Origin of the sequence: Parasphingorhabdus litoris DSM 22379 (assembly GCF_020906275.1) — a bacterium.
In the GTDB taxonomy this organism is placed as follows: Bacteria; Pseudomonadota; Alphaproteobacteria; order Sphingomonadales; family Sphingomonadaceae; genus Parasphingorhabdus; species Parasphingorhabdus litoris.
Genome location: NZ_CP086727.1, coordinates 1,275,427 through 1,289,918, shown reverse-complemented (window position 1 = coordinate 1,289,918; position 14,492 = coordinate 1,275,427). Strand labels below are relative to the sequence as shown.

Genomic DNA, 14,492 nt, shown 5'->3' with positions numbered 1-14,492 from the left:
AATCGCCTATTTTATGAGTGATAAACAAAATAACGGGCGAAATGAACCGGAATCATACACCTATGCGAAAGCAGGTGTATCGATTGAGGCAGGAAACGCATTGGTCAAGGCCATTGCGCCGCTGGCCAAGGCAACCGCACGCCCCGGCGCCAATGCCGAATTGGGCGGATTTGGCGGGTTTTTCGACCTGAAAGCAGCTGGCTATGATGATCCCCTGCTTGTTGCTGCCAATGACGGGGTTGGGACCAAATTGAAATTGGCGATCGACCATGACCGCCATGACAGCGTCGGTATCGATTTGGTCGCAATGTGCGTGAATGATTTGATCGTACAAGGCGCAGAACCACTGTTCTTCCTAGATTATTTCGCCACCGGGAAGCTAGAAAACGGGGTCGCGGAACGAGTCGTGGCAGGCATTGCAGAAGGCTGTAAAATGTCGGGCTGTGCGCTGATCGGTGGCGAAACCGCGGAAATGCCCGGAATGTATGCCGATGGTGACTATGATCTGGCCGGCTTTTGTGTCGGTGCTGTGGAGCGGGAAAAAGCGCTGACCGGAGCCCAATTGGCAGATGGTGATATCCTGTTGGGTCTGTCTTCTTCCGGCATACATTCCAATGGCTATTCGCTGGTCCGTCGCCTCGCTGATGATAAAGGCTGGAAGCTTGATCGACCGGCGCTGTTTGATCCAGAAGTTCTGTTGATCGAGGCGTTGATCGCGCCAACGCGGATTTATGTGAAGTCCTTGCTTCCCCTGATGCAGTCCGGCCGGATCAAGGCGCTTGCCCATATTACCGGCGGCGGCCTGCTGGAAAATATACCGCGCGTTTTGCCAGATGGCCTACATGCCCAAGTCGATGCCGGCAGCTGGGACCAGCCGCGCCTCATGGCTTTCCTGCAGGCGCAAGGCAATATTGAGCCGGAAGAAATGGCCCGCACATTCAATTGCGGGATTGGCATGATTTTGGCCGTGTCTCCCGACGAACTGGCCTCAGTGACTTCCGATTTAGAAGCTGCTGGTGAAACAGTCCATCAGGTCGGTTTCGTGAAAACGGGGACAAAGGGCTGCACGGTTGCGGGCAGCGCAGGGACATGGTCTGCCATGACCGATTGGACCGCAACGCATGAAGGCTGATGCGTGATGCCTGACCGGGCCAAAGTCGCCATCCTGATATCCGGGCGCGGGTCCAATATGGCCGCGCTCCTATATGCCGCAAAAGCCGAAGCCTGCCCCTATGAAGTCGTGCTTGTCGCCTCCAACAATCCAAAAGCGCCAGGCTTGCAATTGGCCGAAGCGGAAGGCATCGCCACATTTGCCCATCCCCATAAAGGCTTGAGCCGTGAAGAGCATGATCAAATCATGCACGAAGCAATAGTTGCAGCCGGAGCCGACTATATCGCTCTGGCGGGCTACATGCGCATATTGAGTGATGAATTCGTCGGCAAATGGCAGGACCGGATGCTCAACATTCACCCTAGCCTGTTGCCGAAATATAAGGGATTGGACACGTATCAACGCGCCCTGGATGCGGGAGATAACCACGCTGGGTGCAGCGTGCATCTGGTGACTCCGGAACTGGACGACGGACCGGTATTGGCGCAAACAGAAGTCGCGATCCTGCCTGGTGACACTGCCGATATACTGGCGGATCGCGTGCTTATTGCCGAGCACCAGCTATATGCCGCGGCCCTTGCAAAATATGTTACTCGCGAAGCCGATCCGGACTGGATATTGGAACAGGTCCGTATACGGGCTCTGGCGCTGGAAGAGACCCATGAACGCCCAAGTTTTGGTACGCCTGGTTGGCGGGTTGGAAGCGAAAAGACCGGCAAATATTTTGCTTATTTCTCTCGCCGACATTTTGGCGAAAGTGGCACCTCGATATTTGTCAAAACCAGCGGCTTGGACGAGCAAGGCGCGTTGCTTGATGCTGATCCCGACCTGTATTTTGCTCCGAAATTTTACGGCAAGTCGGGATGGATTGCGATCCGCCTCGATACCGGTCGAACAGATTGGGAGCACATCGCAGAATCCCTCAAGAAAAGCTGGCGAATGGTGGCCCCCAAACGGCTAACCAAAATCATGGATATCGCGGACGAATTTTAGGGTAAATCGCATCGCGGAAAAAACTAAAATCCTAAGCGACAAGGAGGAGGGAGGATTTGCCGCCGGAAATCTTGGATCTGGGATGACTGTCTCATCCGCGATGCTTAAGCGCTAATTACCGAAAAATTTGGTGAAGACCGATACGGTATTAGGACCGTAATCGGAATATTTACATGCCTGCTTCAACGGCCAGCCGAACCATATCGGCAGCACTTGGCGCATCTAACCGTTTCATCAAGATGGCTCGGTGCATCTTGATCGTCCGCTCACTCAAATTCAATTCATGAGCAATCTGCTTGTTTAACAAACCTTTCGCGATGAAGTTTAAGACTTCTCTTTGCCTGTTTGAAAGATCTTTGACGATCTCTGTTGCCCGCATCCGCCGTGCTTTCGCCAAGCTTGGCCCGTCACCATCAATCTCTACTTGGGATCCCAGAAAATATTCCAGTTCCCCATTTTCATCAAATAACGGAGCGACGAGTACTGCATTTTGAAACGGCGTGCCATCTTTTTTATAGTTTAATATCTCCACCAAAACTGGCTTGCGATCTCGCACACCGCGGCGAATTTCTTCTGTCAACCATGGCTCAGTGGCCGCTCCGGCGAGAAACCTGCAATTTCTGCCGATAATAAAATCAGGATCATAACCGGTGAGATCCGAAAAGGCCTGGTTAGACGCGACAATTGGATTGTCCGGCAGTCTGGGATTGCTGATCACGGACGCAATCGGGCTATTATCAATTAACGCCGTTACAGTAGTCTTGGGCAAATCAACCTTGGGGATTGATTGCTGCTCTACCTTACTATTCCCATCCTCTGTCGTCATAAGCCAAACTTAATCCAACCCGCCCCCCTATAGCAAGCAGAATGCCGCGAATTTGCTTCCTATTTCATTCCGCCTTTGCAGCGTTTCGAACAATATTTGACGTCGTCCCAAACATCTTTCCATTTCTTGCGCCACGTAAATGGGCGACCGCAGGTAACGCAGACCTTCTCTGGCAGATGCTGTTTTCTAATTTGCTTTTTTACAGGCATTTCTGTGCGATACTATGGAACCACGCCTTCCACCACCGATTTGGCGTTATCAACCCTGATCGCGGCTCCATTGATGAATTTGGATTCATCGGATGCCAAGAATAATACGGTATTGGCAATGTCATCGGGTTCTCCCAAAGCACTGGCAGCAGGTCCTTCGCTCGCTGGCCGCAGGTCGGTTCTTCCCATCATTTTTGGGCCGATTTCTTCCACCATAGGAGTCAATATTCCAGCAGGGTGAACGCTGTTGCAGCGAATATTATAGCCATTATTGGCACAATGAACGGCGATGCTGCGGGTGAGGCTTTCTACGGCGCCTTTTGCAGCGGCATAAGCCGCGACAACCGGTTCCCCTTGTACCGAGGCAATTGATGCCATGTTGATGATTGAACCACCGCCAGATGCTTTCATCGCCGGAACCGCATATTTGCATCCAAAAAAAGTACCATCCGCACTCACTGCCATGACAAAACGCCATTCTTCAGCAGTCTGTGTCTCAATAGTCCCAGGTTCAACGACGCCAGCATTATTGACCAATATATCAAGCTTGCCGTGGCGTGACACGACATCTGCTATTAAATCCTCCCATCCGGATTCGTCCCGAACGTCCTGCATATGGAATTCAGCTGACGCGCCGATTTCGGAAGCGACTCGCGTCCCATTTTCCTGATCCATGTCCGTTAAGATGACCGTTGCCCCTTCCCGGGCAAACATACGGGCATCGGCTTCCCCCAATCCTTTTGCTGCACCGGTGATGATTGCAACTTTGCCTTGCAGCCTGCCCATTCTTATCCCTCTCTTTTTTGCCAACTATCCTTGGTTTAGCAGCACATGCTAATCCCTGTGCCTAACAATATGAGGGAGAGCGGAATGGACAAGGTTGAAGAGCTTATTGCACGGGAAGAAATTCGCGATGTACTGCACCGCTACTGCAAAGGAATTGACCGGAAAGATTGGCCTCTGGTGCGATCTTGCTTTGCCGATGATCATGTCCATAATCACGGTGACTATTCCGGACCACCGGATGAATTTGTCGGTTTTGCGAGTGAAATACTGAAAAAAGTGCCTGCCACACACCATTCCATTTCCAATGTCCATTTCACCTTCAATGATGAGGGCACAAGTGTGTCTACCGAGGCGAATTTCGTTGCTTATCACTATGTTCAGGAAGGCACCCCGGAATTCGATCCGGTTCCTACTAACGGCAAAGCAACCGACTGGATTGTCGCTGGTCGCTATTGCGACAAGCTTGAAAAGCGAGATGGCAAGTGGATCATTGTCCGACGCGAGGCGTTTCATGACTGGGAACGCTATGATGAAGCCAACCAGACAAGCTAATCCAGACGTGCCTCAAAGCTGATGATGAAGCTGGGATTATTGCTTCCTGTCGATGCGGCCAAAATTCCAGCGGGATTCACGCTTACACCGGTTACGTTCGAATCAAAGCCGGCTGTATTTGGTGTATAGTTATAAGGGGCTCCTCCAGACGGTTGATCAGAAAAACCAACCATAGTCGTCGCATCGAACGGGTCCAATCCGCTCGATACCGGACCATCGGAGAATGTTACCGGCGATGCAGCGTTATAGCTGATATCGGAGGGCAGAATGTCTGCGATTTCGATAGTACTGGTATCTACCGGAGCGTCCCCCCTATTTGTTACTTCGATGGTGTAGCGAATGACCGCTCCTGGAATTGCTTTTGGATTGGTCGTCCCATTTACCGGGTCGGAAACTACAGTCGATTGCTTGCTTATCTCAAGCACCGCATTGGCAGGATCGCGCGTATTGGTAATGATGCAGCTTATTACATCACCCATTGCCGGGGTGAAATCTGTTGCCATGCTGCTGGGCAATATTGTTGTCGAACTTGTATTGGCATTGGTACAGGACAGAGTCGCAGTATAGCGGCTAAGATCTGTCGTCCCGCGCGGGCGTTCATCTAAACTATAATCGTTACCATCGACCAGTTGTGTCATTGGTATCGGTGCATTGCTAACCACAGCGCCGTCGCCTGTAGTTGTCCTAGCTGCAACTGTGCTGTTGCCTTGTCTGATCCGGATTCTGAATTCATCGGTATCAAATATTCGGCCCGCCGGGCTTAACTGTTTTTCCAATGATAGATGCGGATAGGGTGTATTGTTGAAGACACATTCGACCGCGTCACCAAAAGCTAGCGATCCGAAACTATAATTTGTTGTTTCAACATTGGTCGGCATTACGGTTGGTGAACCTGCGCTATTGTTGGTGCAGGTGAGCTGCGGTCGATATTGGCTGATTGCACTGGCGCTGCCACTTGCCATGACTTCTGTCAGACTGATCGGAATGCCGGATGCCGTGGAAATGACGGCTGCCGGAAATGGGCCATTGCCGGTGCCGCTGGTGGTGCCAGATGCCAACGGGTTCCCGGAAGACGTCGATGCAATCTGAAAGGTAAATTGGTCATCTGTGTCAATTCGCGATCCCGTGATAACCTTATTGAGCGTGATAGAGGCAAAGCGTACGGCGAACATCATACCCTGCAATCCCTGGCCTCGCATCTCTGCTGTCACATTGGTCGGCGTATTGGTACCAGCAATATATCCACCCATACGACCGGTTTGTCCGCCGCCAGCCATGCGCAGGGTCGTCGTTCCAGTACCGGTAAGCACCGGGAACTGATTGCCGCTAATCGGCGGCACCGCGTCCAATATCTGCCATGTCGAACCATTTGTCCCAAATTCAAGATATTCGCTATTGTCTGTTGATTCCGCATCAGCAGCGACAAATGCATAGCTTGTCACCGATGCGACACCCGCCGGAGGCACGACGGTTATATTGGAAAAAGTGAAATTTACCACCGCACCGCTGTTCACCATGTAAAGAATTGGGCGTCCGGGAATATTGAGAAAGGACGAGTTACCGACTGCCGCTCCTGACCAGCTGGGCGCAGGTCGATCATCAGCTGCTGATGCCGTCGAACTGGTTGCCCTGAGATTAAAGGTCAGTGTTGAGCCATCGGCCAGATCGAATGAGAAATTCTGCCCAGACGCCGAACGAGCGGTCGCATCGTTATAGGAAGAGAAATCAAGCCAGCAATAGGTCTGCCAGGCCGCAGGCGCTGCGCCTTGTGCGCCAGCAGGTGAGCAAGTCGCAGCCATAGCTGCACCGCCGCCAAAACTGACGGCCGCCAAGCCATAAATCATGAACAGCAAAAAATGCTTTATGATATGTTGCACTGGTCTGGTCCCACAAAAACGACCATCCGGCACAGGATTTCCCACTCCCGCGCCAGAGATCGAATTTCCGGTTAACAGACTATGCTTAAAATTCGGTGAAAGCCCTAAAAAACGTGGACTTAGACAACGAAGACTTAGCCTACGATTTCATCTTCGTTGAAGAAATATGCTATTTCAATCGCTGCATTTTCATCGCTGTCAGAACCGTGAACTGTATTGGCTTCGATGCTTTCAGCCAATTCTTTGCGAATAGTCCCGGGAGCCGCATCCGCAGGGTTGGTGGCACCCATGATATCGCGGTTGCGCTGCATGGCATTCTCGCCTTCCAGAACCTGAACAACAACCGGGCCGCTGATCATGAAATCAACCAGCTCGCCGAAGAAAGGACGCTCTTTATGTACCGCATAGAAGCCCTCTGCCTGCTCGCGGGTCATGTGAATGCGCTTGGACGCCACAACACGCAGGCCAGCGTCTTCCAGCATTTTGGTAACCGCACCGGTCAGATTGCGCTTCGTAGCGTCTGGTTTGATGATCGAAAATGTCCGTGTACCGGCCATGTTTTTGCTCCGTAATAGGGGTGAAATATAAGTTTGCGCCGCCCCTAGCCGGACTTTTACAGCTTAGCAAGTTTTGTGAGACCCGCTTCGCGCTTTTGGCAGCTAATTATCTTCCCCCACCATCAAAGTCGCCGTGACGACATCATCGTCTTTGACGACAGAGATGTTTATTCCCTCTCCATCTGGTCCCTGACCTGCGATCATTTGCATATCGCCGGACTTAACCTCGGTTTGGACTTCGATTCCCTTGGCCTTCATCTGGTCCTTGTAAAAACTAATGACATCATCCTGATCATCTGAACTCTCGAACACGATCACAGCACCCGATTTGCCATCGCCCATACCTGTCATGCTGCTCTGAATATTTGCCCCCGGATATAGTTTGATACCCATTGGCAGATCGGTGACGGCCTTGGATCCCGTAGCGATCCGCACTTCGCCATCACCGGACTTGATCACGGTTTCACTATCGTCATTGTCGCCGCTAATAGAATAGCTGCCTTTTCCACCCTCTCCATCGTCAAATGTACCGGATGCGATCTCATCATTGCTGCCACAAGATGCGGCGGTCAACATGATTGGCAGGATAAGAAATTTTTTCATGAAAAGGCTCCATCAGAAAAATGGTGCGACCCAGTCAGGGTTCTAGAGCAACAGGGAAAAAGCGCAAACGAGAATTGACTAAGGCCCTTCGACCCACCGACCGCCATCCTGCTTCCAATAACGCGGCGTCACATCTTCTTTCACAGACAAGGCCCGCCAGGCTGTACGCGCACTTTCAATTTGCTCGGCTGTGAATAGATAAAACGCGCGATCAAAAGTCAATGCCTCGTCCCGCCATTCACCATCAGTCAGAGCAACAAAGCGCGCGCCATTGGTTGCCTCACAACTGGCAGAGATCAGAATGGGTTGCGCATCATCCTGTCCATTCCCTGCCAGGCCATGGGCCAGAAAACTGGTTGGTGCGGCTTGCCACAATGCTGCACTTAGTTTTTCAAGCTGCCCTACAAAACTCGACACCAGCAGCATTTTCTGACCGCTATCCAGCGTTTTTTGCGCCAGCACCGGCACCAGTTTTTCTGCTGGATCACGGGTCAGATGGTAAAAGTCGACCTGCACCGGTCAGAATGCCTTCAAGCTGGATCTATTGTTCAAAATTGTCGGCGACATATTGATCAAGCAAGCGCACACCGAAACCGGTTGCACCCTTGTCCCAGACCGGCCCCGGCTTATCAGCCCAAACCATGCCAGCAATATCGAGATGTGCCCATTTCACTCCATCGTGAATGAACCGCTTCAGAAACTGTCCTGCCGTAATCGATCCGGCGCCTTTGCCGCCAACATTTTTCATGTCAGCAATGGGCGAGTTAATTTGCTTGTCATAGGCAGGGGTCAATGGGAAACGCCAGAGTGGATCACCAGCCGTTTGACCAGCGGCCAACAGATTTTCAGACAAGCCATCATCATTACTGAAACACCCAGCATGTTCATTGCCTAGCGAGATGATAATCGCTCCAGTCAGTGTTGCCAGATTTACCACGATTTCGGGCTCAAAAGTCTCCTGTGTCCAGTGGAGAGCATCGCACAAGACCAAACGCCCTTCCGCATCAGTATTGATGACTTCAATGGTCTGGCCACTCATGCTCGTGACAACATCACCCGGGCGCTGCGCATTGCCATCGGGCATATTCTCAACCAATCCGCAGACGCCGACAACATGCGCCTTCGCCTTTCGGCCTGCCAGAGCCTTCATCGTACCGGCAACCGCGCCGGCCCCGCCCATGTCCCATTTCATATCTTCCATACCGCCAGGTGGTTTCAAAGAGATGCCGCCGGTATCAAAGGTCACACCTTTACCGACCAACGCCAATGGTTTTTTCTGCGCGCCGTTTGTGCCGTCCCAGCGCATGGCAAGCATGCGCGGCGGCCGAACCGAGCCTTGCGAGACGCCCAGAAGCGCTCCCATGCCCAGCTTTTCCATTTCTTCCTGACCAAGCACGGTGAATTCGACGCCCATGTCCTGAAGCTCTTTACAGCGCTCCACAAAGCTTTCCGGATAAATCACATTTGCAGGTTCAGAAACCAGTTCACGGGTCAGTGACACACCATCTGCTACTGCGGAAAGATCCTGCCAGATCTGAGCCGACTCCATATCAGTATCGAGTACCGTTATTGCTTCCAACGTTTGCTTTGCATTTTCAGGCATTGTGGTCCGGTATTTGTCAATTCTCCAGCTGCGTAGTTTTGTGCCAAATAACAGGCGAGCCAACTGATCCTGTTCAAGCCCTGCTCCATTGATCGCCAGATGCTTCACGCCCGATGCAATGAGTTTGGCAATAATCGCGCCGCCTGCCGCTTCACAGTCTTGACGTTCGCCTTTCCCAACACCGGATAGGATAATCTGAATAACAGCATCACCCTCGGTCACAAAAGTCTGAAATGTCTGTCCGGTTTTGCCTTCAAACCGGGCCGCTTTCGCAGCTGCGCGCACCAGTGATGCCTGCTCAACGGATATCTCCGCAGTGTCCAGACCATCTTTGCTTATCGCAAAGGCAATCGCATCTGGCGTAGAAGAAGGGCTGGCAGCAAATGTAAATTTCATAGGTAAAGCGTCCTTATCAATGGATCAATTGTGCTGGTATGGCATAATTTTGACCCTTTGTTCAGCGTGGATCAATGAAAGATTGGCTCTGTCTTTGCAATCATCATTTTACTCCGAATGTCGATCAAATTGAGCGATTGTTCAAATTCTGCAACAGAAGATTTGCAGCCGAAGCAATCTGATGCAATAGGGCGATGGTCAAATTGGCGACGTCATAAAGAGCGTCAATATTTCATGGGTCTAAAGGCAGGTTAATCTCGTCGATGAAATCTTCAATCGCACTGATTGCTTTGGTACTTCCGTTAGCCCATCCCCAAATGGCTGCTGCCCAGACCGTGCCAGATCAACCTGCGCCTGTTGCCGATCAATCAAGCGATCAAGCAGATCAAATTGAGTTTAGCGCTGATGCGATAGACTATGATTTTGAAAATGATGTCGTCACAGCCAAAGGCAACGTACTGCTCAATCGTGATGGATATAGGCTGCGTTCCGATGAAGTGATCTGGAACCGCAAAACTGGCATTGTCGAGGCCAAAGGTAATATCCGTTCGGTCAGCCCCGAGGGGGATACCGCCTATGGCGACGGCATCGTCCTTACCGACAGCCTGCGCGATGGAATTGTTGATAATCTGCTTTTGGTGCTGGAGGATGGAAGCCGATTGGCCGCGCGCAAGGGTGAACGATTTGCAGATGGCTCGCTTGCTTTGGATAATGCAGCCTACACGGCTTGCGCGGTTACAACAGAAGATGGATGCCCGAAAAATCCAAGCTGGGAAATCAAGGCCGTCAAGGTCCGTTACGACCCTGTGAAAAAACGGGTCACCTATGATGGCGCGAGAATCGAGATTTTCGGGTTGCCAGTGATTCCTTTGCCAGGTCTTTCGCATCCAATCAGCAACGAAAATCGCAGCGGACTTCTGGTGCCCGCACCGCGCTTCGATTCAACCAATGGCTTCTCCGTATCACTGCCCTATTATTTCAATCTGGCGCCAAATCAGGATGCAACGGTAACTGCTCAGGTTTTCACAGACGTGGCTCCGTTGATCAGTGGTACGTTCCGGCAGCTGGACGATAAAGGCGCATTCCAGATGACCGGCTATGCGACTTATAGCTCGCGCATTCCAACCGGCGCAGTTGGCCCATTGCCAGATTCCGAAAGAGATTTCCGTGGCTATTTCGCCACCAGCGGCCGGTTCATTCTGGACGAAAATTGGACTATATCGCAATCTGCTCGGATTACCTCTGACCGAACATTTCTGCGTCGGTATGACATTAGCGATGATGACAGCTTGCGCTCGACAATCAATGTCGAAAGAATTGACGATAGCAGCTATTTTTCACTTGCTGGTTGGGCGTTTCAGACATTACGCGCTGGCGATCCACAGAATCAGGTCCCAATCGCATTGCCAGTGGTCGACTACCGCAAACGAATTTCTGATCCTGTCTGGGGTGGGAATGTTCAAATTCAACTAAATAGTTTGGCCATCGGTCGTACGGCCGGCCAAGATACGCAGCGTGCTTTTGCCTCAGCACGATGGGATTTACGCAGGCTGACAAGCCTCGGGCAGGAAATCACACTGACCGGTTTTGCGAGAGGCGACGTCTATAATAGCGAAGACAATGCGCTGAACGAGGCGGCAATTTACAGCGGCGAGACGGGCTGGCAAACGCGCGCGATCGCGACCGCGGCAATTGATGTGAAATGGCCATTTATTGGCCAAGCATTTGGCGGAACACAAACTTTGACGCCACGCTTTCAGGTCGTGGCGACACCGGCCATCTCTAATCTTTCGCTTCCCAATGAAGATTCCCGCTCGGTCGATCTGGAAGATACCAACTTGTTTGCCCTCAACCGCTTCCCAGGTATCGATCGCTATGAAGACAATGTCCGCGCCACATATGGGTTGGAATGGAATCTGACGCGACCCAATTTGAGAATCGATGCTGTTGTCGGTCAAAGCTACCGGCTGGCAAATAACAGCAATATTGTTCCTGAAGGCACCGGATTGTCAGAAAGATTTTCCGACATTGTTGGTCGCACAGAAGTTCGTTTTAAAGACATTGTGAAATTCACCCATCGGTACCGGCTGGATAAAGACAGCATAGCCGTCAGAAGAAATGAAATTGATGCCACAATCGGAACAAAAAACACCTATGCGCAAATTGGCTATCTGAGGCTTAATCGCAATATTGCCGCGGGCGTCGAAGACCTTAGCGATCGCGAGGAAGTCCGTGTGGGCGGACGGTATCAAATTGACCAATATTGGTCAGTCTTTGGCTCAGCAATTATCGATCTGACCGACAGCCGTGAAGATCCAACATCTTCCGCGGATGGTTTTGAACCGGTCCGGCACCGTATCGGTGTGGCCTATGATGATGGCTGTCTGTCTCTTGGCGTGACTTGGCGTTATGATTATGAAGACACTGGTGATGACCAGCGCGGCAGCACTTTTCTGTTCCGGCTGGCTTTACGCAATTTGGGTGTGTAAGGCGTTTGGTAATGATAGCTGACTGCTCATATTAGGTTCAGCAGAATTTTGATATTTGATGGTCTGAAAATGTTCTTAGAGTTTGAAAAGAAACAGAAAATGAATTTTATGCGTACCAAGATATTCAGCATCAGCGGAAAATTTGCGCTGGTTGCATCAGCGGCGTTGATGGCCACGACACCTTCCACAAGCCAGACGGTTTCGGACAATAGTGTACCGCAAGCGGGATTGGACATACCCGAGCAGCTGACAATATTTGGTGAGAATGACCCCAATGTTCGCCGAGCAACAGCACTAGTCAACGGGGACATCATTACTGGTACCGATGTTGACCATCGTCTAGCTCTAATTGTGGCAGCCAATGGTGGCCGTGTATCTGATGAAGAACGGGAACGTCTGCGTCTTCAAGTTTTGCGTAACCTGATTGACGAAACGCTTCAAATTCAGGAAGCCGAAGCCAATGAAATAACTATTTCCAATGGAGAAATTGAGCAGACTTTCAATCAAGTCGCTCAACAGAATTTCAAGCAAGACATAAATGCTTTTGATGCGTTTTTGCGTACCAAAGGTTCTTCTGCCGATACGTTGAAGCGCCAGATCAAAGGCGAATTGGCATGGAGCCGCTTGCTTCGTCGGAACATTCAACCCTTCATCAATGTTGGCGATGAAGAAGTGAATTCCATTATCGAACGGCTAAATGCGTCAAAGGGCAGCACGGAATATCGCATTGGCGAGATTTACATGTCAGCTGCGCCCGAAGCGGCGGAACAGGTTGCCGTCAATATGCGCAAGATATTGGACCAGATCCGTCAAGGCGGTTCGTTTGTTGCCTATGCGCGCCAGTTTTCCGAAGCGTCTACTGCCGCAACGGGTGGTGACCTGGGTTGGGTTCGCCCTGCTCAATTGCCGCAATCGCTTGCTGATGCTGCGGTTCAGATGCAAGTTGGCCAAGTTGTCGGCCCCATTGAGGTTCCGGGCGGTTTTTCCATTCTATATCTGATCGATCAACGCCAGATTTTGACAGCCGATCCACGCAATGCCGTTTTGAGTCTGAAACAACTGTCGATCAGCTTTCCGCCCGGCACCACAGAAGCGCAAGCAACGAGCCGAGCAGCGCAGTTTGCAACGGCAACACAGAATATCAAGGGATGCGGTGCGGCCAATGAAGTCGCTACATCAATCGGTGCGCAAATCGTCGATAATGATCAGGTTCGTTTGCGGGATCTTCCTGGCCCCCTACAGAGTACAATCGCCCAGCTGCAGATCGGACAGGCTAGTCAACCTTTTGGTTCGGTGGCAGATGGCGTACGTGTGTTGATCCTTTGCGGTCGGGATGACCCACAATCGGCAGCGGCGCCTTCCTTCGACCAGATCATGTCACAATTGGAAAATGAGCGTGTAAACAAACGCGCTCAAATCTATCTGCGCGATCTCCGGCGCGATGCCATTATAGAATATAATTAACCGATGCCGGGGGTGAAAAAACCCTTTGCCCTGTCTTGCGGTGATCCTGCGGGCATAGGGCCGGAAATTATCTGTAAAACCTGGCGTCAGCGGGACAGTTTTGATTGCAGCCCATTTTTTGTCGCTGGAAATTCCGGTGATTTTGATGGGCTGTATGATGTTCCGGTCATCAAGATTTCTGATCCCGCCGAAGCCAAAGATGCTTTTGATAAAGCGCTACCCATTTTGCATATCTATGACGGCGAAATTGCGCGCCCGGGAGAACCAACACTAGATGGAGCGCAATGCGCTTTACATTCCTTGGAAATTGCCTCTGGCTTAGCCCGCTCCGGAGATGCCGGGGCAGTCATCACAGCACCTGTTTCCAAGTCGCAGCTTTATAAAGTCGGTTTCCGTTATCCGGGACAAACTGAATTTGTTTCCGAAAGGTGCGGAATCGCTCGCGAAAATGCTGTCATGATGCTCGGTGGACCGTCGCTCCGCGTCATTCCTATGACAACACATATCCCACTGAAAGACGTTCCTGGTCAACTGACTCATGCCCTCATCATCGCTCGCACAAAATCAGCGGCAAAGGCGATGACTCGCAATTTTGGTATTGAGAGTCCACGTATCGCTATTGCTGGTCTTAATCCGCATGCCGGGGAGAATGGCAATTTGGGTGACGAAGAAAAACTGGTGATGCAGCCAGCAATTGATGAACTTCTCGAACAGGGTCTGGACGTAATGGGACCTCTACCAGCAGACACGATGTTCCATGCCGAGGCCCGGTCACATTATGATATTGCTCTGTGTCCCTATCATGACCAAGCACTAATCCCCTTGAAGACGTTACACTTTTTTGATGGCGTCAACATGACACTGGGTCTGCCTATCGTTCGCACATCGCCAGATCATGGCACTGCATTTGACATTGCTGGCAAAAATGTCGCGGATCCCCGATCCATGATCGCCGCAATTGAGATGGCAGCGACCGCCGTGGCCCATCGCGAAATTTACGACAATTGAGTGAGCCGTCTCCTCTGC

General features: G+C 51.3%; 14 protein-coding genes. 6 read left to right on the top strand and 8 right to left on the bottom strand.

All coding sequences use genetic code 11. The features are described 5' to 3' along the window. Positions 1 to 13 precede the first annotated feature (13 nt). Complete coding sequence (purM, locus tag BS29_RS06240) at positions 14 to 1,132, top strand: phosphoribosylformylglycinamidine cyclo-ligase (RefSeq protein WP_229956348.1); 1,119 nt, start codon at positions 14 to 16, stop codon at positions 1,130 to 1,132. A 6-nt stretch (positions 1,133 to 1,138) separates the two neighbouring features. Then, the gene (purN, locus tag BS29_RS06235) at positions 1,139 to 2,104 is read left to right on the top strand and encodes a phosphoribosylglycinamide formyltransferase (RefSeq protein ID WP_229956347.1); all 966 of its coding nucleotides are present in this window, start codon (positions 1,139 to 1,141) and stop codon (positions 2,102 to 2,104) included. A gap of 169 nt (positions 2,105 to 2,273) precedes the next feature. Here the strand turns inward: purN and BS29_RS06230 are convergent, their stop codons facing one another. The 3 genes from BS29_RS06230 to BS29_RS06220 are packed head-to-tail and all read right to left on the bottom strand — an operon-like array spanning position 2,274 to position 3,925. After that, complete coding sequence (locus BS29_RS06230) at positions 2,274 to 2,930, bottom strand: LuxR C-terminal-related transcriptional regulator (protein ID WP_229956346.1); 657 nt, start codon at positions 2,928 to 2,930, stop codon at positions 2,274 to 2,276. Positions 2,931 to 2,989: 59 nt separating this feature from the next. After that, entirely contained in the window at positions 2,990 to 3,139 is a 150-nt protein-coding gene (locus tag BS29_RS06225; RefSeq protein WP_229956345.1) for a DUF2256 domain-containing protein, read from the bottom strand. A gap of 12 nt (positions 3,140 to 3,151) precedes the next feature. Further along, a complete protein-coding gene (locus tag BS29_RS06220) occupies positions 3,152 to 3,925 on the bottom strand; it encodes an SDR family oxidoreductase (RefSeq protein WP_229956344.1) in 774 nt (257 codons plus the stop codon). Between the two features lie 84 nt (positions 3,926 to 4,009). Here BS29_RS06220 and BS29_RS06215 point away from each other — a divergent pair, with 84 nt between their 5' ends. Continuing rightward, positions 4,010 to 4,477 (top strand): nuclear transport factor 2 family protein, encoded by a 468-nt coding sequence (locus BS29_RS06215; protein WP_229956343.1) that lies wholly within the window; start codon positions 4,010 to 4,012, stop codon positions 4,475 to 4,477. Here the strand turns inward: BS29_RS06215 and BS29_RS06210 are convergent. The 5 genes from BS29_RS06210 to BS29_RS06190 all read right to left on the bottom strand — a co-directional run bounded on the left by BS29_RS06210 (position 4,474) and on the right by BS29_RS06190 (position 9,513). Continuing rightward, positions 4,474 to 6,321 (bottom strand): CshA/CshB family fibrillar adhesin-related protein, encoded by a 1,848-nt coding sequence (locus tag BS29_RS06210; RefSeq protein ID WP_229956342.1) that lies wholly within the window; start codon positions 6,319 to 6,321, stop codon positions 4,474 to 4,476. The two genes, BS29_RS06215 and BS29_RS06210, sit on opposite strands and share 4 nt — an antisense overlap. Before the next feature lie 167 nt (positions 6,322 to 6,488). Further along, the gene (gene ndk / locus BS29_RS06205; protein WP_109357427.1) at positions 6,489 to 6,911 is read right to left on the bottom strand and encodes a nucleoside-diphosphate kinase; all 423 of its coding nucleotides are present in this window, start codon (positions 6,909 to 6,911) and stop codon (positions 6,489 to 6,491) included. A 102-nt stretch (positions 6,912 to 7,013) separates the two neighbouring features. Continuing rightward, on the bottom strand, positions 7,014 to 7,514 hold the full coding sequence (locus BS29_RS06200) for a hypothetical protein (RefSeq protein ID WP_229956341.1): 501 nt from the start codon (positions 7,512 to 7,514) through the stop codon (positions 7,014 to 7,016). 78 nt (positions 7,515 to 7,592) lie between these two features. Next, the gene (locus tag BS29_RS06195; RefSeq protein WP_229956340.1) at positions 7,593 to 8,030 is read right to left on the bottom strand and encodes a DNA polymerase III subunit chi; all 438 of its coding nucleotides are present in this window, start codon (positions 8,028 to 8,030) and stop codon (positions 7,593 to 7,595) included. A gap of 25 nt (positions 8,031 to 8,055) precedes the next feature. After that, on the bottom strand, positions 8,056 to 9,513 hold the full coding sequence (locus BS29_RS06190) for a leucyl aminopeptidase (protein ID WP_229956339.1): 1,458 nt from the start codon (positions 9,511 to 9,513) through the stop codon (positions 8,056 to 8,058). Between the two features lie 263 nt (positions 9,514 to 9,776). On the opposite strand from BS29_RS06190, the gene BS29_RS06185 reads away from it, so the two are divergent. From BS29_RS06185 to pdxA, 3 genes are all read left to right on the top strand, one after another. Next, positions 9,777 to 12,002, top strand: coding sequence for an LPS-assembly protein LptD (locus BS29_RS06185; protein WP_229956338.1), 2,226 nt, complete (start codon positions 9,777 to 9,779; stop codon positions 12,000 to 12,002). A gap of 99 nt (positions 12,003 to 12,101) precedes the next feature. Further along, positions 12,102 to 13,466 carry a peptidylprolyl isomerase gene (locus BS29_RS06180; protein ID WP_407673755.1) on the top strand — a complete coding sequence of 455 codons (1,365 nt, stop codon included), beginning with the start codon at positions 12,102 to 12,104 and terminating at the stop codon, positions 13,464 to 13,466. Between the two features lie 3 nt (positions 13,467 to 13,469). Beyond that, entirely contained in the window at positions 13,470 to 14,474 is a 1,005-nt protein-coding gene (gene pdxA / locus BS29_RS06175; RefSeq protein WP_229956337.1) for a 4-hydroxythreonine-4-phosphate dehydrogenase PdxA, read from the top strand. The last annotated feature ends 18 nt before the right edge of the window (positions 14,475 to 14,492 follow it).

Excerpts from the sequence above, each read along its gene's own strand:
- BS29_RS06225 (WP_229956345.1), bottom strand. The coding sequence starts at position 3,139 with ATGCCTGTAAAAAAGCAAATTAGAAAACAGCATCTGCCAGAGAAGGTC.
- BS29_RS06190 (WP_229956339.1), bottom strand. The coding sequence starts at position 9,513 with ATGAAATTTACATTTGCTGCCAGCCCTTCTTCTACGCCAGATGCGATT.
- pdxA (WP_229956337.1), top strand. The coding sequence starts at position 13,470 with ATGCCGGGGGTGAAAAAACCCTTTGCCCTGTCTTGCGGTGATCCTGCG.
- BS29_RS06230 (WP_229956346.1), bottom strand. The coding sequence starts at position 2,930 with ATGACGACAGAGGATGGGAATAGTAAGGTAGAGCAGCAATCAATCCCC.
- purM (WP_229956348.1), top strand. The coding sequence starts at position 14 with ATGAGTGATAAACAAAATAACGGGCGAAATGAACCGGAATCATACACC.
- BS29_RS06185 (WP_229956338.1), top strand. The coding sequence starts at position 9,777 with ATGAAATCTTCAATCGCACTGATTGCTTTGGTACTTCCGTTAGCCCAT.
- BS29_RS06200 (WP_229956341.1), bottom strand. The coding sequence starts at position 7,514 with ATGAAAAAATTTCTTATCCTGCCAATCATGTTGACCGCCGCATCTTGT.
- BS29_RS06180 (WP_407673755.1), top strand. The coding sequence starts at position 12,102 with ATGAATTTTATGCGTACCAAGATATTCAGCATCAGCGGAAAATTTGCG.
- BS29_RS06215 (WP_229956343.1), top strand. The coding sequence starts at position 4,010 with ATGGACAAGGTTGAAGAGCTTATTGCACGGGAAGAAATTCGCGATGTA.
- BS29_RS06220 (WP_229956344.1), bottom strand. The coding sequence starts at position 3,925 with ATGGGCAGGCTGCAAGGCAAAGTTGCAATCATCACCGGTGCAGCAAAA.
- purN (WP_229956347.1), top strand. The coding sequence starts at position 1,139 with ATGCCTGACCGGGCCAAAGTCGCCATCCTGATATCCGGGCGCGGGTCC.
- BS29_RS06210 (WP_229956342.1), bottom strand. The coding sequence starts at position 6,321 with ATGATTTATGGCTTGGCGGCCGTCAGTTTTGGCGGCGGTGCAGCTATG.
- ndk (WP_109357427.1), bottom strand. The coding sequence starts at position 6,911 with ATGGCCGGTACACGGACATTTTCGATCATCAAACCAGACGCTACGAAG.